Origin of the sequence: Acidithiobacillus concretivorus (assembly GCF_018853445.1) — a bacterium.
Classification (GTDB): domain Bacteria; phylum Pseudomonadota; class Gammaproteobacteria; order Acidithiobacillales; family Acidithiobacillaceae; genus Acidithiobacillus; species Acidithiobacillus concretivorus.
On record NZ_JABELD010000054.1, the window covers coordinates 1 to 18,991 of the forward strand.

Consider the following 18,991-nt stretch of genomic DNA (forward strand, 5'->3'; position numbering starts at 1 on the left):
CAGACCGCGCAGAATGGTCCGCCGCAGGTACCAGAAACGATCCACCATCACCGCCAGTTCCACCAGCAGCATCAGGCCCAAAATGTATAGAACCCCGTCCGAGTAGTTGGCGAGGTGAATGAGATATTGCAGGTTCATCAGGAAAGCACCTTGTAACAATGAAGGTGCTACCTTAACAAACTAATGTGACAGTTTTATGAACCTTTTATGACAATTTCACATCAAATGATATTTTCTGAGGTAAAGTCAGCCGATAACCAAAACCATGCACCGTCTCCAGCCATTCCCCAGCACCGGCCACCTCCATGTATTTGCGTAAGCGATGAACCTGGGCTGCAACTGAGTTCTCCTGAATGAATTTTTGACCATCGCTTAGTACATTGGCTATTTCTGAGGCGGTAAATGTTCGATCCGGATGCAGGGCCAGATAGTGCAGAAATCGAAACAGTCTCCGGCTCAGACGGATTTCAAAACCGTTCAAGCGTATTCTACTGCTTTCAGGATTGATCCATATATAAGGGTCCTGACGAACTTCCGTAGACTCCCAATGATGTCCACTTTTTAATAGTGTTCCCACTTGCGCCCGTAAAATAGACTCCGCCACGGTATCCGCTAGATAAGCACTGGCACCGGCATCCAGTGCGGACATGGCATGGGCTTCATCATCGGCACCCAATGCCAATATGGATAAGTGCATGCAAACCGGCAGGGATAATAAATCATTCAGCCATGGCGCCATATCCACAGACCAATCCGTAATAATGAGCAAAACCGGATGCCAGCGTTTAATGAGCGGCAAAACATCGCGTTCCTGACCATTCAGGACTTTGACAAAAGCCCCTGATCGCTGTAACCGTAAAGCCATCTTATCTGCCGGCTTACCTGCAGAAAACACCAGGATTCTGGAACCAACCAGCGTGCTGATGTTTTCCACTTTAGCAGCCGTCATTAATAACAGGGCATCTGTCAGATGCATCGCATGATGAAGCACCCCACCGACCAGGGTATAAAACATATTCGCTCCTGATTTCTATTTTTTCGATTAATAGATGATAAAAACCGCACAATTTCCGGAAAAAAATTTAAGTGTATCATTTTCCGCAAAGAGCATTCATTTATCACATCAGGCAGGTGAAATACCTGCCTGATGGTTCATCAGAAAAACCTCAAGAAGGCGTCATGCCTGCAGGGGTATTTTTGCGTATCGGCACCACAACATCTTCACCACTGGCTTCTTCAAGCGATTTACCAGCAGGCTCCTTGATGCAGAAAGCCGTGAGCAGCAAACCTGCCAGAGCAAAAAAGAAAGTGATCATCAAGGTTCCATGCAAACCATAATCATGCAGCAAAATCGGGAATACCAGAGCGCCCAAAAAAGCACCCACTTTGGCTGTTCCTGCAGACAGGCCATGTCCAGTAGTCCGCAAATTGACCGGGAAAAGCTCTGCCGCCAGAACAAAGGTGGTGGTATTGGGGCCGTATTCCGCAAAAAAGTAGGAAACACCGTAAAGTACCAGAAATACACCCATAGATTGAGTCAGCAACGGGAAAGCACCAATCAGCAGGAACATTAATCCCATCAGAAAAAATCCAAGCATCTGCAGGGTTTTATGACCGACACGATCAATCGTAAACGCCGCCAGAAAATAGCCAGGGACAGCAGCAATAGCAAATACCATCAAACTCAATGCCGTACTGGTCACCACATCGGCATGCGGAGCAATATGGGACATGATCATGGGGGTAGAAATGGTATTTCCATAATAAGCATAGTCAAACATGAACCAGCCACCCGCTGTACCCAACAGTGTCAACCAATAACGGCTCAAAGGCTGCTTGACAATTTTGTCCTGAACCGTAGCCGTTGCCGTTCCCAAGCTGAATGAAGCCAGTTGCTTACCGGCTGCTACGGCATCACCTTTGACCCGGGCCAGCCAGCGCGGAGATTCAGGTAGGGTACGACGAATATAAATGACGGCCGCTGCCGGTAAAGCACCCAGTCCCAGCATCAGACGCCAGGCCAAATCATGATTCACACCCGCTGCCAGAAGCGTTAATGCCACTACCGGACCCGTTACCAAACCAATAGCCTGGGCGGAAAAAACCAGGCTGACCATGCGACCACGGGATTTAACATTCGCATATTCGCTCATCAGTACAGCAGAGAGCGGATAATCTCCACCAATCCCCAAGCCCAAAATAACGCGGGCGATGAGTAGCACTGTCACATCTGGCGCAAAGGCGGACAATAATGCACCGACGGTCATCAACAGTGCCTCAAGACCGTAAATGGCCTTGCGGCCCATGCGATCCGCCAGGGTACCAAATACGTAGGCACCCACAAAAGTGGCGATGAGTGAAATGGAACCAATCAGCCCGACTTCGGCTGCGCCCAGGTGCCACTCACCCTTGATCAGCACCAGGGCGGTACCAATAATGAAAAGATCATAAGCGGAAGTGAAAAAGCCCATTGCGGACGCAAACATGGCTTTAAGATGAAACGGACTGAAACTGGCAGAGTTGAGCGCCTCTGCCACATTGTTTTGGGTTGAACTGCCTTGCGGTGTTGCCATCGTGGTCTCCTTTCTAGTCTGGACCTTACGACAGGCTACACCCCAATTATGACCGTATTGTGAACTTTTTATGACACTTTTATGACAGTTTCCCCAAACCCCTATTGTAGGGGGATGGTTTCCTGGGCTGGTTGCGGCGGTGCCGCTTCTGCAGGAACATCGTTTTGCGCCGGTGGAAGACTCGTAGGTGCTGTCGCGCTGGCAGCCAAACCCAGATGCTGGGAAAGCAGCTTCTGGAAATGCAAAGACATCGGCTTGTTACCCAAGGTACCAATACGAATGTTGGCTTTGGTAACATCCGTGGCCATAGAGGTCAAAGTTACCCGCACCGTATCTCCTTCCGAACTCATCCCTTCTAACAGATATTTGGAGGGGCTTTTGCGGATTTCACCATTATAGCGTATGCCCATGTCTGCAAATGCCGCCTGAGACGCGGCGCTTACCCGATTCATGGAAGCCGGGTAGTAAGCATAAAAATTGGCGACTCCGCCATTTTGCACATAGGCCACCGCCCCGCCACCGGCACCAGCAGCGACGAGGGCAACGCAGCCCCCCAAGGGCAATGCGGAGACCGCAGCAGCTAAGGCCAAAAAGGTAAAACGTTTTTGAATCAACATGTACCCGCTCCTCCATACCACCTGAAAGCCAAATACAGAAAAGCCCGGATCAACCGGGCCGTTCAAATCAAATTTGGTACCGAGAGTCGGACTCGAACCGACACGATGTCACCACCACCGGATTTTGAGTCCGGCGCGTCTACCAGTTCCGCCATCCCGGCAAAATAGCTGATGCAGTATACCCCCTTGCCATTCATGCATCAAGACCAAGACCAAAACCACCCTATGCTCCCTACTCTCTAACCAGTCCTGAAGAGTTCAAACATCTGTTACAAAAGGTTCACAAAACTGTTGAGTCCAAAGGGCGAGTTCTCTCCTGACAGCAGGATGAACCTTAGAACAACAGGCAAGGGACGTTGACGCAAAAAGGCTGCAGGCCCAATGCCGTTGATACGCTCATCCAGAATTTCACAGCTTCAAACGGGCCAGGATAATTCTGCGCACAAGCCGCCCCCGGCCCCATTCATCAAGCGCAAGCGCATGCCTTGTGCTTCGGCCAACTGGCGGGCAATGGCCAGGCCTAATCCACTTCCTTCACCATGCCCTCTGGCATCATCCAGACGAATAAATGGCTCAAAAACCTTTTCCAACTCGATTTCTGGAATCCCCGGTCCGGCATCACAAAGCCGGATCAGAACCTGGTTTGCCATTTTTCTAAACTCGATGCGGACCTCTCCGCCGCCGTAACGTATGGCATTATCCAGCAAGTTGGATAATAAGCGTCGCAAAGCCTCTCGATCACCCCGAAAAGCATAACGGCGAGGTAATTGGGCAAGCCATTGCCCCCCTGCCCGCTCAAAATCGGCACCGACTTCTTGCAATAAAACCATCAAATCGAAATCTGCCACCTTGGCTGCCATACCGCGCCCCAAATCCAGCGATTGTGCAAGCAGCGCGTCCATGCGCTCAATATCCTGCAACATGCCATCGTGCAAATGCCGGGGGGTATTTTCGGGAAGCAGTTCCCAAGCCATGCGTAATCGGGCCAAAGGCGAACGTAAATCATGGGAAATACCCGTCAATAAAAGCGATTGATGATTAATCATTGCCTGCAAACGGGTGCGTAATTCAGCAAAAATATCGAGAATATTCTGAAATTCATAGGCTCCGCTGGGCGGCAAGCTTGGCAATGGTGCCTTGAGCGAGCTTCTGAGTGCTGTCGAAATGACATCCAATGGTTTTAAAACCCTGCGCACCAGAATCATGGTCAAAACCACCAGCGCTAAGGTCGAAAATGCCAAAACAAAAATCATGGCGATGGGCAATGAGGAAGCGAGGCGCCCCCGATCAAAATGCACCCAGACGGTTTGTCCGGAAATGTTTACCGGTACCCAGAAAGTTCGCACCGCACCACCCAACACATCTACGGGAACCGGTTTTCCCAGACGTTTACTTAATGCCTGGCTCAAAAGCCAACCATAAATATGACCATGCGTATGTTTGATTGAGCGGTCGAGTTGCGCTGAGATTTCTACCCCATTATCCGCACGCAGGCTTTCCAGAAAAGCAGGTCGTTTTTCGGGCGAGAGCTCTGTATAGGTTTTGGCGCTGATCACAATCAGACCAGCCAGATCTTCCGCCGATCGTTCTGCTAAAGGATAAAGCACAGTCAGAACAACTATCACCAAGGTAAGAATCTGTAAAATGACAATACCCGGCCCCAGCGTCCAGGCCGTCTGCGAAAATAAATTTCTGCCTCGTCGCAAACTCATGGGCCCGGCACAAAACGATAACCCAAGCCACGCTCCGTCTGCAAAAAACGCGGTTGGCGGGGATTTTCTTCCAGTATTTTTCGTAAGCGGGTTACGCGTACATCAATACTGCGATCAAAGCGTCCATCTTCTTCGCCGCCCAATAGCTGCAACAGCAAATCCCGGCTCAAAATACGTTTTGGTCGTTGTGCGAAAACCAGCAATAAATCCATTTCCGCCGGGTTAATGTCCACTTCAGCATCGCCACGATACAGCCGACGCTCCGAAATTTGCAGATGAAATCCGCCAATCTCTACTTTGTCGGCACCTTCATCCTTACCGCTACGCCGCAGCAGTACGCGCAAGCGCGCCAACAATTCCCTGGCATTAAAAGGCTTGGCCAAATAATCATCAACCCCACTTTCCAGACCAAGAATGCGCTCGTCATCCTCCCCCCGGGCCGAAAGCATCAAAATGGGTGGACCACCGTCCTTACTGCGTAACTCTTTGGCCAGGCTAATACCATCCTGTCCTGGTAACATCCAGTCCAAGACGATGACATCTATTGGCCCGGCAAGCAGGTGTTGGCGCATCTGTTTGCCATTGGCTGCCAGCAACACCGCAAATCCCTGCGCTTCCAGATACTCCCGTAGCATGTCTGCAAGCCTTTGATCATCATCCACTATCAACACCACCGCCATAACCTGCCTCGCTTGTTCTTCCCAGTGAAGCACAGTGCCGCATCAGGAAATATTCCCGAAATATTTACCACTTACTATAACACCATAGGCAGCAGCGGTACCCAAACCAAAAGATAGAGTGGAGCGCGTTTTTCAGCAAGCCGGAAAATGATAAAAACGGTTATGCTTTCAGGTTTGTAGCGGTTGTTTTGCGGCTATTAGACGGATCTTTAGATCCGTCTTTTTTTATGGGTGTCAAGAACGACCAAGCGGCCCTTCAAAAATTTCAAACAGGGTATTTTGCGGAAATATTCCAGAAACAAATCGCCCGTAATATACAGTCCATGGCGAGGGCACAACGTACCCAAACCTCACAGAAAGAGGGAGCGCTTTAAGAATTTTATGCACCGTCGGCCCGAAGGCCGCAGTGCTTTAGGTATGAAACAGTTTTGTAGCGGTTGTTTTGCGGCTATTAGACGGATCTTTGATCCGTCTTTTTTTATATCGTGGTTATCATGCTACACTATTGTTGCTTGTTCAACAAGGATGTCGTATGGACCCCAAAAACCAACGCTTAGTCTGGGTGGATCTTGAAATGACAGGCCTGCATCCCGAGCAGGATGAAATTCTTGAAATCGCCAGTATTGTCACCGACAATCAGCTTCGCATTATTTGCGAAGGGCCGGTGCTGGCCGTGCATCATCCCGACACCGTGCTGGCCAAAATGGACGACTGGAATCAGCGTACCCATGGTCAATCCGGGCTGATTCAGCGGGTGCGAGACAGCCGCCTGGATACCCAGGCCGTGGAAACCCAAACCCTGGATTTTCTCAACGCACATGTCGCTGCCGGTACTTCACCCATTTGCGGGAATAGCGTTTGCCAGGATCGGCGTTTCCTGGCACGACTGATGCCGCGACTGGAACGCTTTTTTCATTATCGGATGATTGATGTCAGTACGCTCAAAGAGCTGACTTCCCGCTGGTATCCCGGCTTCCCGAAATTTCCCAAGGCAGAAAAACATGAGGCCCTGGCGGATATCCGTGAATCCATTGATGAACTGGCTTACTATCGAGAGAAAATCTTTCCACAGCTTCTGGAGCTTCCTGAAAAGTAGATCCCGTTACTTTACTGGGGCGGGAAGGTTCTGGATCAAATCTACCCGTACCCGCACTTCCAGATTTTCTGCCAGAACCCTGCAAAGCAGATAGTCTCCCTCCGAGCTTTCCAGCCATTCCAGTGGCATGACGACTTCCATATAATGGATTCCCGTACTTTCATCCGCCCAGTGCAGGCGCATTTGTTCTGATGTTAGTATGGCAATTTGCAAACGTTCGGCAATCTGGCGCGGAGTAGATGCAATCTGGGTCACGGAGGCTCCTCAATAGTGAAAATTGATCTTTTCTACGAACTTGCTGTTCCCGAACATCAGGGCCGCAGCGAAGCCCAAGTTTATCACGAAACGCTCGACGAACTCAGCCTGGCGGACCAGCTGGGTTTTCATGGCGCCTGGATGGTAGAACATCACTTCATGCGCGAGTATTCGCATTCCAGTGCCCCCGAAATATTTCTGGCCGCCGCCAGTCAGCGCACCAGCAAATTGCGGTTGGGACATGCGGTTGTGGTGCTGCCTTATAATCACATAGTCAGGGTTGCCGAACGGGTTGCCGCCCTGGATATTCTTAGCAACGGCCGCCTGGAGCTCGGCGTTGGTCGCGGCTTTTCTCCCAAGGAATATCAACTTTTTGGTAGTCAAATGGCCGATAGTCGTCAACATATGAAAGAAGGTTTGCAAATTCTTCGCCAGGCTGGAGGACCTGCTTTCAGCCACACGGACAAACTTTATCAGTTTGAAAATCTGGACATATTACCCAAGCCCATCCAGAGGCCTCACCCCCCCCTGTGGACAGCAGCAGTCAGTCCCGCCACCTTTCAGTGGGCCGCACAGGAAGGCATCGGAGTGCTCTCCGGACCGTTCAAGCCCTGGTTCATGATCAAACAGGATTTGCGCGCTTATAAAAAGAGCTGGCAACAGCAACATGGTCAAGGCCCTTTGCAGGCTGGACAAAATAATGGATTTGCCATGACCATTGGTTGCCTTTGCCTGGAAGATGCGGCTGAAGCCAGACGCCTGGCTGAGGGATTTACCTGGTACTATCAACGCTTGCTGGATCAGACTCGTCCGGTTCTCGCGCAGTTGCGGGAAAGCTATGAATATTATCACCGGCTCGGCTTCCTTGAGCCCCTGCTACGGCGCGGCCTGAATTTACGTATTCTCGAAAGTATGGGCATGGTGGTGGTCGGTGATCCTGAAACCTGCCGAAAGAAGCTTTCCAGATATGCACGTGCCGGAGTTGATCGCCTGATTCTGGCCGTCGGCGCGGGCATGGTGCCCAGCGCGGTTACCCGGCGTTCCATGCAACTTCTGGCGGAAGAAGTCATTCCTTTTCTGAACCAGCCGGAAACCCGCTGATGCGGATCATGATTACTGGTGCTGCCGGTCATACGGCGGCAGCCTTACTTCCGGTTCTCGTGCAACGGCCGGATATTCAGCAGGTGATCGCCGTTGATATGCGTCGGCCCGCATTTACCTCTGCCAAAATGCGCTATTTAAGCATGGATATTCGCGACCCGCATTTTGCAAACCAACTGGCGGACATAGACCAGATCATTCACCTGGCTTTTGTGGTTCTCAGCCCCCGTCTGGGGCCGCACAACCGTTGGCGCAGTGAGATGCGCGACATCAACCTACGCGGCAGCCAGTTTCTTTTTCAAGCAGCGGCCAGCGCCGGCGTGCGACATGTCATTTACACCAGCAGTGTTGCCGCTTACGGTGCCTGGCCCGATAATCCTATTCCTCTGGATGAAAATTGGCCCTGCCGACCGGTACCCGGTTTTGCCTATAGTGAAGACAAGGCAGCTCTGGAATCCTGGCTGGACACTTTCTCCGCCCAGGAACCGGCATTGGCAGTTACCCGATTGCGTCTTCATGCCATCATCGGCCCCCATGGGCAAAAACTGGTAAACGCCATTGCAACCAGCCCCTTTAATGTACGCATGAAGAACTCGGATCTACCCATCCAATGTCTGCATGAAGACGATGCGACCCGCGCCATTGTTGCTGCCCTGGATCATGCCCATGGGGGAGTATTTAATATTGCCGCACCAGAACCTGTCCCGTGGTCCAGTATTCCGCGACGCTGGCTTTTACCATTAAGTCCAGAACAATTACATCGCGTCCATAGCAAGTTACGGCCCTTTAATCGGGCTTTGGGAGACCCGGGCTGGCTTCAGGCTCTGGAAAATCCGCTCATTGTGGACACCCACCGCGCTCAAGAGGCGCTGGGCTGGCACGCACGCTATTCCGTCAGCGAAGCGCTGTCTTCTCTGCGTCAGGCCCAGGGTCTCAGCCCGCTTAAAGCTTGGAGGGTCTCCTAGACCGTGGCACAATAGCGTATGACTTTTGCGTCCAATATTCCCGTACAAGCCCGGATCCAGCGCCATCATGATGCACTGGTCAAACGCTTGTCTGCTCATAGCAGTCAATATCGGGATCCAGTCAGCACCATCCCCTGGGAAAGCCTGGATGCTGACAGTGCCTGGCTACCAGAGTCCCTGGTTTCTCTTTATGGATTACCAGAATACGAGCAGCTCAGTGCAGATGAACGCACCCGGCTTTCGCAGGTGGAATTTGTCTCTTTTTGTGAGCTGGGGCTCTGGCTCGAAGCACTGTTCATCCAGCGACTCAGTGCCAATTCCCTGCATGAGATGTATCGCGACCCCCAAGGCTATCATTACCAGCTCCACGAACTGCGTGAAGAAGTCGGGCATAGTCTCATGTTTCTGGAGCTCCAGCAGCGTTCCCATCTGCCGTTTATGACCCCTCTTGGGGAGCGTCCGCCCTTGGCACGTCTGTTTGCCCGCTACGCTCCAGAGGGTTCTGCGGCTTTTTGGGCAACCATTCTCATCGGCGAAGACGTACCCGATCGCATGAATCGCCTGATTTTCGCCCGTAAAGATCTCCCTTCTGCCGTGCTCGCCATTACCCATGTGCACATGCGCGAAGAAGCGCGGCATATGGCTTTTGCCCGGACGACCATCCAGATGCGTAGCCAGGCCATGCATAGCCTGAAAAAAAAGGCCATCAGCCCAGTGTTGCGCGAAGTATTCCGACAGTTTTTACGCACCTGCTTTTTTCCCTCAGAACAAGTATATGCTGCGGCCGGCCTGAGCCATCCCAGGGTCTGGGCGCGTCGCGCCCGTCACAATCCGCACCGGATTGCCTTGATGAACCAGTGTGCAAACCCCAGTCGTGACTTTCTGCGCACCCAAGGCTTTGCCTTGTGATTTTTTTCCTCCTGCTATAATTTGAGAACCATGAAAAAAACCATGCTGTTTGAACTCGGATCCATCTATGTTTCACCGGATGCTCAGGCTATTTTTGAGTCTGGCGAGCTGGACCCACAGGAATTGCTCCGGCGTCATGTTACTGCCGATTGGGACGAAGCCAGTGACCCGGACGTTGTGCGTGCCAGCGAAAAGGCCATCCAGAGTGAAGGGGCTGTAGTCAGTTCCTGGCAGATCAGTGGTTATACGGTATGGATTCGAACCGATTCCAGTAGAAAAACGACCATCATCGACTTACCACTTGAACCCTGAGGTGTACCATGGCGGTACTGACGATTGCTACACAGGCTTTTCCCGATCAACGCCCCGGCACCTCGGGTCTGCGTAAAAAAGTCTCGGTTTTCCAGCAGCCTCATTACCTCGAAAATTTTGTCCAATCCATTTTTGAAGCAATTCCTGACCGCAAGGGCAAAACGCTGGTACTGGGTGGAGATGGACGCTTTTTCAATCGCGAAGCCGTCCAGATCATTTTGCGGATGGCCGCCGCCAACGGCTGGGGCAAAGTCATGGTTGGTCGAGGGGGCCTTTTTTCTACTCCGGCTGTTTCTGCAGTCATTCGCGCCCACCATGCTCATGGCGGCATTATCCTCAGTGCCTCCCACAATCCGGCTGGCCCCCATCATGACTTCGGCATCAAATATAACATCAGCAACGGAGGTCCAGCTCCTGAAAAAATTACGGATGCCATCTGGGCCAGCAGTAAAAGCATCCAGAGCTATCAAATCCTGGATACCGCTGATGTCGATTTGGATCACGATGGGGCTTTTCAACTCGGCGATATGACCGTTGAAATTTGCAATCCGGTCTGGGACTATGCCGAGCTGATGGCCCGCATTTTTGATTTCGAGGCGCTGCGTCGTCTTTTTAATGGCAATTTCCGCATGCGTTTTGACGCCATGCACGCCATCACCGGTCCTTATGCCCTGGAAATTCTTGAAAACCAACTGGGTGCAGCTGCGGGTACGGTCGTCAACGGCATCCCCCTGACTGATTTTGGTGGTGGTCATCCCGATCCTAATCTGGTCTATGCCAAGTCTCTTGCTGATTATCTGTTCGGCGAGGAGGCTCCCGACTTTGGCGCAGCATCCGACGGCGATGGTGACCGCAACATGATTCTGGGTCGCCAGTTTTTTGTCACACCCAGCGACTCTCTGGCGGTATTGGCTGCCAACGCTACGCATATTCCCGGCTACCACGGAGGATTGAAGGGAGTAGCACGCTCCATGCCCACCAGTCAGGCCGTTGATGTGGTAGCACAAAAACTGGGCATACCGCATTATGAAACGCCGACCGGCTGGAAATTTTTCGGAAATCTTCTGGATGCCGGTAAAATTACCTTTTGTGGCGAAGAAAGTTTCGGCACCGGTTCTGATCATGTCCGCGAAAAAGATGGGCTCTGGGCAGTCCTTGCCTGGTTGTCGGTGATCGCCGCGACCGGCAAATCCGTGGCTGAAATCGTGACCCGGCACTGGCAGGAATTTGGCCGCCATTACTACACCCGCCATGACTACGAGGGAATACCTGCCAGCGCCGGTGAAGAAATTATGGCGACACTCACTGCTCAGCTTCCAGTGCTGGCAGGGCAAACCCTGGCGGGAAGAATCGTACAAACCGCTGATGATTTTGCTTATACGGATCCCATAGATGGAAGCATTAGCAGCCATCAGGGATTACGCCTGCTATTCAGCGATGGTGCGCGCCTGGTTTTTCGTCTTTCCGGAACCGGTACCGAGGGTGCCACTCTGCGGATTTATCATGAACATCTGGAGCAGGATGCTGCGCGCCAGCAACTGGATCCACAACGGGTTCTGCGTGAACTGATTGCCTTGGGCAAGGATTTGACCCGTATTGAAAAGCTTACGGGCCGCAAGGCCCCCACTGTCATCACCTGATGAAGGAGTCTGACTATGATGGATTACGACAACGATAGTAATGGTCTTGGATATAGTGCTTTGGGCATTGCCCTGCTGGCAGGTGCCGCTGCCGGTGCAGTAACCGCTTTGCTTTTTGCCCCTCAGACAGGCGATCGCACCCGCGAACAAATCCGCCATCAGGCTAATCGCGCCTGGGATAAAGTGGTCGCATCCCGTGAACGGATGAATGAGCGCGTGGAAGAGTTGCTGGATACCATCGCCATTTACAGTGAAGAGCTGGTCCAAAAAGGTAAAGATCTGAGCGACCGGGAACGGCAACGCCTCAATGATGGCATCGCCCTGGCTCGTAGCGAGCTGGACCGCCTGCGTCGGAAACTGTCCCGTTTAGATTGACCACGGAGCAGCAAGCGGCTATTCTCTGCCGCGACGGGGCGTAGCGCAGCTTGGTAGCGCGCCTGCTTTGGGAGCAGGATGTCGTAGGTTCGAATCCTATCGCCCCGACCAATTAAAACAAAGGCTTGAGCGTTACGCTTGGGTCTTTATTTTTTTTGTCTGATGCTCACCGTGTAGGCGTGGTGTAGGCTATGGTGGGTGCCTGGGTGCGTGCTGGTGGTGCTGCAGATGACGCCAATGGCAACGATGCGCCCACTGCGTGAACTTGATCGGGCTGGCCAGAACAAGATACAGGACAAAAAAATATGCTGACTCAAGACAACCTGTCAGTCTAGATGCCATATTCATTTCTAATCGGCACACTAGTGGTGCCGACATGGGTGTGGAGGGCGCTTCTTTCAATGAATAGGTGTCCATGCCCTAATCCTGAAGGTTTACGGCTTTTCGGGAGCCACTCTAGAGCATGGCGGTATAAGTTCATGCCACCTGTGCCTCCCGGATCACGTCCGGGTGCTTGGCTGCGATGCGTAGTAGCGTCATCGCCGCACCGGACGGATTGCGCCGCCCCTGTTCCCAATCCTGAAGGGTACGAACAGACACCCCCATCAGCGCGGCAAACTGTGACTGTGACAATCCGGCACTGATACGGGCCTGTACTACCTCCGGCACGTCGAGCTTGTGGACAGCGCCTTTTTTCCCGGCCTTCATCTGCCGGACGGATTCCAGAAGTTCCGCGCCAATATCGCGCTTGGCGTCCCGTTCCATGAGTTCCTTTTCAGTCATCGGCATCATCAATCTCCTTGCGTAATTGTTGCAGCACATGCGCCGGTACATTCTCCTGCACGTTCTTGGCGTAGATCAGCAGTAGCCATATCTCGCCGTCCTCATGTTGCAGGTAGTAGATCAGCCGAACGCCACCACGCTTCCCCATCCCGCCCGGCTCCATCGGACTTTCCGGCACCCGCTACTGCGGGGGATCACGTCGCCTGCGTCCGGTTGCCGCGCCAACCATGAACAGAACTGGCCAAGTTCTTCTTCGGTCCAGTAATCCGGCCATAGGCTCGTAAATAGCGGTGTCTCAATCAGGGTAAGCATACAAGCTTATCATACGGCATAGCCGGACTTTTGGAAAGCGTGAAGATGGCCCCGATCAACTTAATGAACTTTGAGAGCGTCAAATTGACCGGTTTGATGATCAGCTCAGCTTGTCGTCCGCAATATGATAATGCGGATCTTCGGTAATATTGAGTTCTACAATATCCTTGGCTTTATCGAGAAGCTCCAGACAATCTGCGCACAAGTGCCTTAAATAGAGCTTTTTACCTCTTTCCGTATAGCGCCCGGCCAGGCTATCTATAGCCTCTACGGCAGAATGATCGACAATGCGTGCACCGGCAAAATCAATCACGACTTGTTCGGGGTCGTCGGCGGGATCAAACAGATTTCGGAATTGCGTTACGGAGGCGAAAAACAGGGTGCCGCGCAATTTATAAATTTTGACGCCCCGTTCATCTACCGTACTGCTCACATCAATCTGCTTGGCATGTTCCCAGGCAAAAACCAGGGCGGCCAAGATAACACCCACCACGACTGCCAAGGTAATGTTGACCATCACAGTTAACACGGCAACCAGAATGCCTATGAAAACATCCGTATGTGGAATTTTCCCGAAAAAGCGAAAGCTACTCCATTCAAAGGTTTTTTCAACGATGACAAACATCACTCCGACCAGCGCAGCAATAGGAACCTGTTGAATATAATGTGAAGCGAGCACAATAAATGATAACAAAAATATGGCCGTCGTAATGCCCGATAATCTTTTAATAGCACCGTTATTGACGTTGATGATACTTTCACCCAGCATCGCACAACCACCCATTGCCCCGAAAAAACCACTCACCACATTGGCGATTCCCTGGGCCATAGATTCACGGTTGGGCTTCCCGCGCGTATCGGTCATTTCATCAATTAAATTAAGCGTCAGCAAAGTTTCTACCAAGCCGTTAGCGGCCATGATCAGCGCATAGGGAAAAATAACTTCCAGGGTATGCCAGTTCCAGGGAACCTGCGGCACATGAAAGCTGGGTAATCCACCGGAAAGCGAAGCAACATCGCCCACGGTCACGGTCGGAATCTGAAATACCATAACCACAATCGTCGTAATTAAAGCGCCAGCCAGCGTCGCAGGAATCGCCTTGGTCAAGCGCGGCATCAGATAAATGGCAACCATGGTTAAGGCCACCAAAGCAATCATGGTGTATAAATCCGTGCCCTGCATCCAGACCAGATGTCCACTGGCATTTTTAATTTTAAAATGGTCCAGCTGGGCCAGAAAAATGACCACCGCCAGGCCATTGATAAAGCCCAGCATGACGGTGTGGGGAATCAAGCGCACGAATTTGCTAAGGCGTGCTGCAGCAAAAATAAGTTGCAACAATCCCATCAGTACGACTGCAGCAAAAAGGTATTCCACACCATGGGAAACAACCAGGCCGAGCATGACCACTGCTGTAGCCCCACTGGCACCGGAGACCATGCCGGGCCGCCCACCCCAGGCGGAGGTTATAAACACCAGAATCACGGCGGCATATAATCCGGTCAGTGGCGAAACGTGGGCCACAAAGGCAAAGGCAATAGCTTCGGGAACCAATGCCAGAGCCACAGTAATTCCACTCAGAATATTGAGCTTTTTCTCCTGAAAGGAGGAGATTGCTTCCATAAGTAACTCCGGGAAATATTGAGCATCCTGAGCCACAGAATGCCAGATTTGAAAAGAAAATAAATTTACAAGTTACTGAAACGACAAGCGCATCGAAAATCATCCAGGAAAGATGATCTCGCCCGACACGAATCAGATTGGCGGCAATATATTTACATCAGGATCCCAGCACGTTGCGGGCATTGGTGAATATCTGCATCCATGGGGTCAATTCGTCCCAATCTGCCGGAGCCCAGCTCATTTGCAGGCTACGCACGACCCGCTCGGGATGCGGCATCAAGATAGAAACCCGACCATCTTCATTGCAGAGCCCGGTGATCCCTTCCGGCGATCCGTTGGGGTTGGCCGGATAATGGCGTGCCACTTGCCCCATGGCGTCTACGTAGCGCATGGTGACCGGTGCAGGAGACCCTTCGGTGGTACTGTCAAAGTGGGCACGGCCTTCGCCATGGGCGATGACAATCGGTGCATAAGTTCCGGCCATCCCGCTAAACCACAGAGAAGGAGAGTCCAGCACTTCCACCATGGCCAGGCGGGCTTCAAATTGCTCAGAGCGATTGCGGGTAAATAATGGCCAATGCCCGGCACCGGGAATGATTTCCCGCAATTCAGCCATCATCTGACAGCCATTGCAGACACCCAGGGCCAGACGCGATTCATCTGCAAAAAACGCCGCAAACTGGTCCAGTAATGCCGAATGAAAAAGGATGGACTTAGCCCAGCCAGCCCCGGCACCCAACACATCACCATAGGAAAAGCCACCACAGGCGGCCAATGCCTGAAAATCTTTGAGGTGATAACGTCCGTTAGCCAGATCACTCATGTGGACATCCACAGCCGTGAATCCGGCACGGTGAAAAGCTGCCGCCATCTCGGTCTGACCATTGACGCCCTGCTCCCGCAAAATGGCCACTTTGGGCTGCACACCCTGCTGAATCATAGGAGTCTGCGGGCGAAAAGGAACGCGGGCGAAAAGCGGTGCTTCCGTTGCGGTCGACACTGCGAATGCTTCTTTTGCACATTGCGGATCGTCACGCAACGCCGCCATCTGATAACTATTTTCAGTCCACGCCTGCAGCAATTCCGCAACGGGTTCGTCCAGTAAAACCTGTTCACCCTGCAGTACCCGCAACTGCCAATGCCCGACATGCACAGCACCAAAACACTGAGCCTGAGTGTCCAGACCCTCTTCCTCAAAAATACCACGCACGGTTTCCCGATCTTGGGCTGCCACCTGAAGCACTGCGCCCGGCTCCTCCGCAAACAGGAAAGACCAGACATCAGCCCCGGCAGGCAGCACAATATCCGCCCCGCAACGACTCGCAAACGACATTTCACAGAGCGTCGCCCACAATCCGCCATCAGCACGGTCATGATAGGCGAGCACGAGTTCCTGTTCACGCAATCTGCACAGCGCCGCAAAAAGTTTACGCAACCGTTCGGGCTGATCCATATCCGGCGTTTCCGCGCCCATTTGCCCCATTGTCTGAGCAAGGATAGAAGCCCCCAGCCGACCTTGCCCTAAATCGACCAACCATAAATCCGTCTCTTCCTGAGCCGCCCACTGCGGCGTCCAGGTCTTGCGCAGATCCTGCACTGGCGCAAAAGCCGTAATAATCAGGGAAAGAGGCGAGACGACCGCTTTTTCGTGCCCTTCGTCTTGCCAGAGCGTGCGCATGGACAAGGAGTCTTTTCCTACTGGAATGGCCAGATCCAGGGCAGGACAGACCTCCAGAGCTGCCGCCTTGACGGCATCAAAGAGGGCGGCATCTTCGCCGGGATGATCCACTGCAGCCATCCAGTTGGCCGAGAGCTTGATGTTATCCAGAGCCCGCACATCTGCCGCCCAAAGATTGGTCAGTGCTTCAGCAATGGCGAGGCGCGCACTGGCTACAGGGTTCAGAACCGCCACTGGTGCCCTTTCGCCAATTGCCATCGCCTCACCGTGGGTATTCCAGAAATCCGCTGCAGTCACCCCACAGTCAGCAACCGGCACCTGCCAGGGACCTACCATCTGATCGCGGTGAATCAGGCCGCCCACGCTCCGATCACCAATGGTAATCAGAAATTCCTTACTGGCTACTGAGGGATGACGGAGCACCGCATAGGCAGCATCGCGCAGAACGGCTCCAGACAGGTCCAGAGATTGGGTCTGAACCTTCTGATGCTGGCTATTTCTTTCCATTCGCGGTGGGCAACCCAACAGCGCGCTGAGTGCCATCTCTACAGGGGTATCCTGCAGGAGTGCATCTTCGACCAGAAGGATATCTGCTTCTACGGCCTCACCCAGTACAGCGTAGGGGCAACGCTCACGCTGACAAATGGCCTCGAAGCGCGGCAAATCCTCTGGACTAACCGCCAACACATAGCGTTCCTGCGCTTCATTACTCCAGATTTGCATGGGCGACATGGCGGGTTCTTCATTCGGTATTGTGCGCAACTGCAGGCGCCCGCCCCGCCCCCCATCGTGAAGCAACTCGGGAACGGCGTTGGATAATCCGCCAGCACCCACATCATGAATGGAGAGGATGGGGGAATCCTGGCCCAGAGCCACACAGCGTTCAATCACTTCCTGAGCCCGTCGTTGCATTTCGGGATTGCCTCGCTGCACTGAGGCAAAATCCAGTTGTTCATCGCCCGATCCGCTGGCCACACTGGAGGCAGCACCACCACCCAGACCGATGAGCATGGCCGGGCCACCAATCACCAACACTTTCGCGCCTACCGGCAAAGGCTGTTTTTCTACCATCTGCGGGCGGATTTGCCCCAACCCGCCAGCCAGCATGATGGGCTTGTGGTAACCACGATGCACCCCATTATGATCACATTCAAAAACCCGGAAGTAGCCGGCAATGGCTGGCCGTCCAAATTCATTGTTGAAAGCAGCCGCACCCAGCGGCCCATCGCGCATGATTTCCAGAGCGGAACGAATACGCGCTGGCTTGCCATAAAAAGATTGTTCCCAGGACTGGGTATAACCCGGAATACGCAGATGAGATACTGAGAACCCCGTCAGACCTGCCTTGGGCTTTCCGCCCCGCCCTGTGGCTCCTTCATCCCGAATTTCTCCACCACTGCCCGTGGCCGCGCCCGGGAAAGGAGAAATGGCCGTTGGATGATTATGGGTTTCGACCTTCATCAAAATGGCGGTATTTTCTTCCGTTAGCCGATATTGACCATCGGCGGCCACGGCTAAGGGCTGACTGGCCATGATACTCGCCATGACTGCTGCATTGTCCTTGTAGGCAGATAAAGTGCCTTGCGGATTCAGGCGATGGGTCTCACGAATCATGCCAAATAGGCTCTGGGACTGATTTTCGCCATCCAGACGGTAGTGAGCGTTAAATACCTTATGTCGACAATGCTCGGAATTCGCCTGGGCAAACATCATCAGTTCAGCATCACTGGGATCTCTGCCCAGATCTGAAAAATAATCCTTTAAGTAATCCAGTTCAGCGGGAGACAAAGCCAGTCCCATGCTGCGATTGGCTTCAGTCAAGGCCGTCATGCCCTCTGCCTGCAAAGACACCCGTCGCAAATGCGCAGGCTCGGGGTGCTTGAAAATAGCCTCGGCTGCATCCCAGTCAGAAAGCACAGATTCGGTCATGGGATCATGAAGCTGTCGGCGGATTTGCGCTATTTCTGTCGCACTGAAAGTACCCGCTCCTGCCCGCATCAGCGTGTAGGACACGCCCCGCTCAACCCTGCGGACATTGCCAAGACCACAATGCCGGAAAATTTCACTGGCTTTGCTCGACCAGGGGGAAATGGTACCCATGCGGGGCAACACACAAATCTCCTGAATTCCATCTTGGGGTTCTTCGGTAAATGGCGTTCCATAATGCAGCAGGGCGGTGACAACACTCATTTGCTCGGCGTTGAGGGCTTCACTCAAGTCAAGAAGATGTACAAAGCGCGCATTCAGATAAGTAACCGGAATGCCTGCTTCTTGCAGGAGTTTCAGCAGACGTTGCAAACGAAAGGCAGATAGGGCCGCAGAGCCGCGCAGCAGCAGCATGAAGTGTTTCCTCGCTCAA

At 52.8% G+C, this 18,991-nt stretch carries 17 protein-coding genes, 2 tRNA genes and 1 pseudogene; 8 read left to right on the plus strand and 12 right to left on the minus strand.

Annotated elements, in window-relative coordinates; genetic code table 11:
* From HJG40_RS15070 to HJG40_RS07415, 7 genes and pseudogenes are all read right to left on the minus strand, one after another.
* A pseudogene (locus HJG40_RS15070) lies at positions 1–138 on the minus strand (MotA/TolQ/ExbB proton channel family protein); the annotation flags it as partial.
* A gap of 67 nt (positions 139–205) precedes the next feature.
* Positions 206–1,015, minus strand: coding sequence for a winged helix-turn-helix domain-containing protein (locus HJG40_RS07390; protein WP_226857286.1), 810 nt, complete (start codon positions 1,013–1,015; stop codon positions 206–208).
* A gap of 151 nt (positions 1,016–1,166) precedes the next feature.
* Complete coding sequence (locus HJG40_RS07395; RefSeq protein ID WP_215863594.1) at positions 1,167–2,573, minus strand: MFS transporter; 1,407 nt, start codon at positions 2,571–2,573, stop codon at positions 1,167–1,169.
* A 101-nt stretch (positions 2,574–2,674) separates the two neighbouring features.
* Positions 2,675–3,190 (minus strand): DUF3568 family protein, encoded by a 516-nt coding sequence (locus tag HJG40_RS07400; protein ID WP_215863595.1) that lies wholly within the window; start codon positions 3,188–3,190, stop codon positions 2,675–2,677.
* A gap of 74 nt (positions 3,191–3,264) precedes the next feature.
* Positions 3,265–3,351, minus strand: a tRNA-Leu gene (locus HJG40_RS07405).
* Positions 3,352–3,606: 255 nt separating this feature from the next.
* Entirely contained in the window at positions 3,607–4,902 is a 1,296-nt protein-coding gene (locus HJG40_RS07410) for a sensor histidine kinase (protein ID WP_215863596.1), read from the minus strand.
* The gene (locus HJG40_RS07415) at positions 4,899–5,615 is read right to left on the minus strand and encodes a response regulator (RefSeq protein WP_368355923.1); all 717 of its coding nucleotides are present in this window, start codon (positions 5,613–5,615) and stop codon (positions 4,899–4,901) included. Before HJG40_RS07415 ends, HJG40_RS07410 begins: the two co-directional genes overlap by 4 nt.
* A 499-nt stretch (positions 5,616–6,114) precedes the next feature.
* Between HJG40_RS07415 and orn the strand changes: the two genes are divergently transcribed.
* On the plus strand, positions 6,115–6,678 hold the full coding sequence (gene orn, locus HJG40_RS07420; protein ID WP_215863597.1) for an oligoribonuclease: 564 nt from the start codon (positions 6,115–6,117) through the stop codon (positions 6,676–6,678).
* Positions 6,679–6,684: 6 nt separating this feature from the next.
* Here the strand turns inward: orn and HJG40_RS07425 are convergent, their stop codons facing one another.
* Positions 6,685–6,933, minus strand: coding sequence for a hypothetical protein (locus HJG40_RS07425; RefSeq protein ID WP_215863598.1), 249 nt, complete (start codon positions 6,931–6,933; stop codon positions 6,685–6,687).
* Between the two features lie 15 nt (positions 6,934–6,948).
* Between HJG40_RS07425 and HJG40_RS07430 the strand changes: the two genes are divergently transcribed.
* The 7 genes from HJG40_RS07430 (at position 6,949) to HJG40_RS07460 (ending at position 12,346) form a co-directional block, all read left to right on the plus strand.
* A complete protein-coding gene (locus HJG40_RS07430) occupies positions 6,949–8,034 on the plus strand; it encodes an LLM class flavin-dependent oxidoreductase (protein ID WP_215863599.1) in 1,086 nt (361 codons plus the stop codon).
* Entirely contained in the window at positions 8,034–8,999 is a 966-nt protein-coding gene (locus HJG40_RS07435) for an NAD-dependent epimerase/dehydratase family protein (RefSeq protein WP_215863600.1), read from the plus strand. The genes HJG40_RS07430 and HJG40_RS07435 overlap by 1 nt, the downstream gene beginning before the upstream one ends.
* A gap of 18 nt (positions 9,000–9,017) precedes the next feature.
* A complete protein-coding gene (locus HJG40_RS07440; protein ID WP_215863601.1) occupies positions 9,018–9,908 on the plus strand; it encodes a diiron oxygenase in 891 nt (296 codons plus the stop codon).
* A 30-nt stretch (positions 9,909–9,938) separates the two neighbouring features.
* Positions 9,939–10,220, plus strand: a complete 282-nt coding sequence (locus tag HJG40_RS07445; RefSeq protein WP_215863602.1) for a hypothetical protein — start codon at positions 9,939–9,941, stop codon at positions 10,218–10,220.
* A gap of 8 nt (positions 10,221–10,228) precedes the next feature.
* Positions 10,229–11,860, plus strand: coding sequence for an alpha-D-glucose phosphate-specific phosphoglucomutase (locus HJG40_RS07450; protein WP_215863603.1), 1,632 nt, complete (start codon positions 10,229–10,231; stop codon positions 11,858–11,860).
* A gap of 15 nt (positions 11,861–11,875) precedes the next feature.
* On the plus strand, positions 11,876–12,235 hold the full coding sequence (locus HJG40_RS07455; RefSeq protein WP_215863604.1) for a YtxH domain-containing protein: 360 nt from the start codon (positions 11,876–11,878) through the stop codon (positions 12,233–12,235).
* Between the two features lie 34 nt (positions 12,236–12,269).
* Positions 12,270–12,346 (plus strand) — tRNA-Pro (locus HJG40_RS07460).
* Between the two features lie 366 nt (positions 12,347–12,712).
* On the opposite strand, the gene HJG40_RS07465 is transcribed toward HJG40_RS07460, so the two are convergent.
* From HJG40_RS07465 to purL, 4 genes are all read right to left on the minus strand, one after another.
* On the minus strand, positions 12,713–13,027 hold the full coding sequence (locus tag HJG40_RS07465) for a type II toxin-antitoxin system RelB family anti-toxin transcriptional regulator (RefSeq protein WP_226857287.1): 315 nt from the start codon (positions 13,025–13,027) through the stop codon (positions 12,713–12,715).
* Positions 13,011–13,166, minus strand: a complete 156-nt coding sequence (locus tag HJG40_RS07470; RefSeq protein WP_215863605.1) for a type II toxin-antitoxin system RelE/ParE family toxin — start codon at positions 13,164–13,166, stop codon at positions 13,011–13,013. The genes HJG40_RS07465 and HJG40_RS07470 overlap by 17 nt, the downstream gene beginning before the upstream one ends.
* A gap of 264 nt (positions 13,167–13,430) precedes the next feature.
* On the minus strand, positions 13,431–14,954 hold the full coding sequence (locus tag HJG40_RS07475; protein WP_215863606.1) for a SulP family inorganic anion transporter: 1,524 nt from the start codon (positions 14,952–14,954) through the stop codon (positions 13,431–13,433).
* A 157-nt stretch (positions 14,955–15,111) separates the two neighbouring features.
* Complete coding sequence (purL, locus tag HJG40_RS07480) at positions 15,112–18,972, minus strand: phosphoribosylformylglycinamidine synthase (protein ID WP_215863607.1); 3,861 nt, start codon at positions 18,970–18,972, stop codon at positions 15,112–15,114.
* Positions 18,973–18,991: the final 19 nt, after the last annotated feature.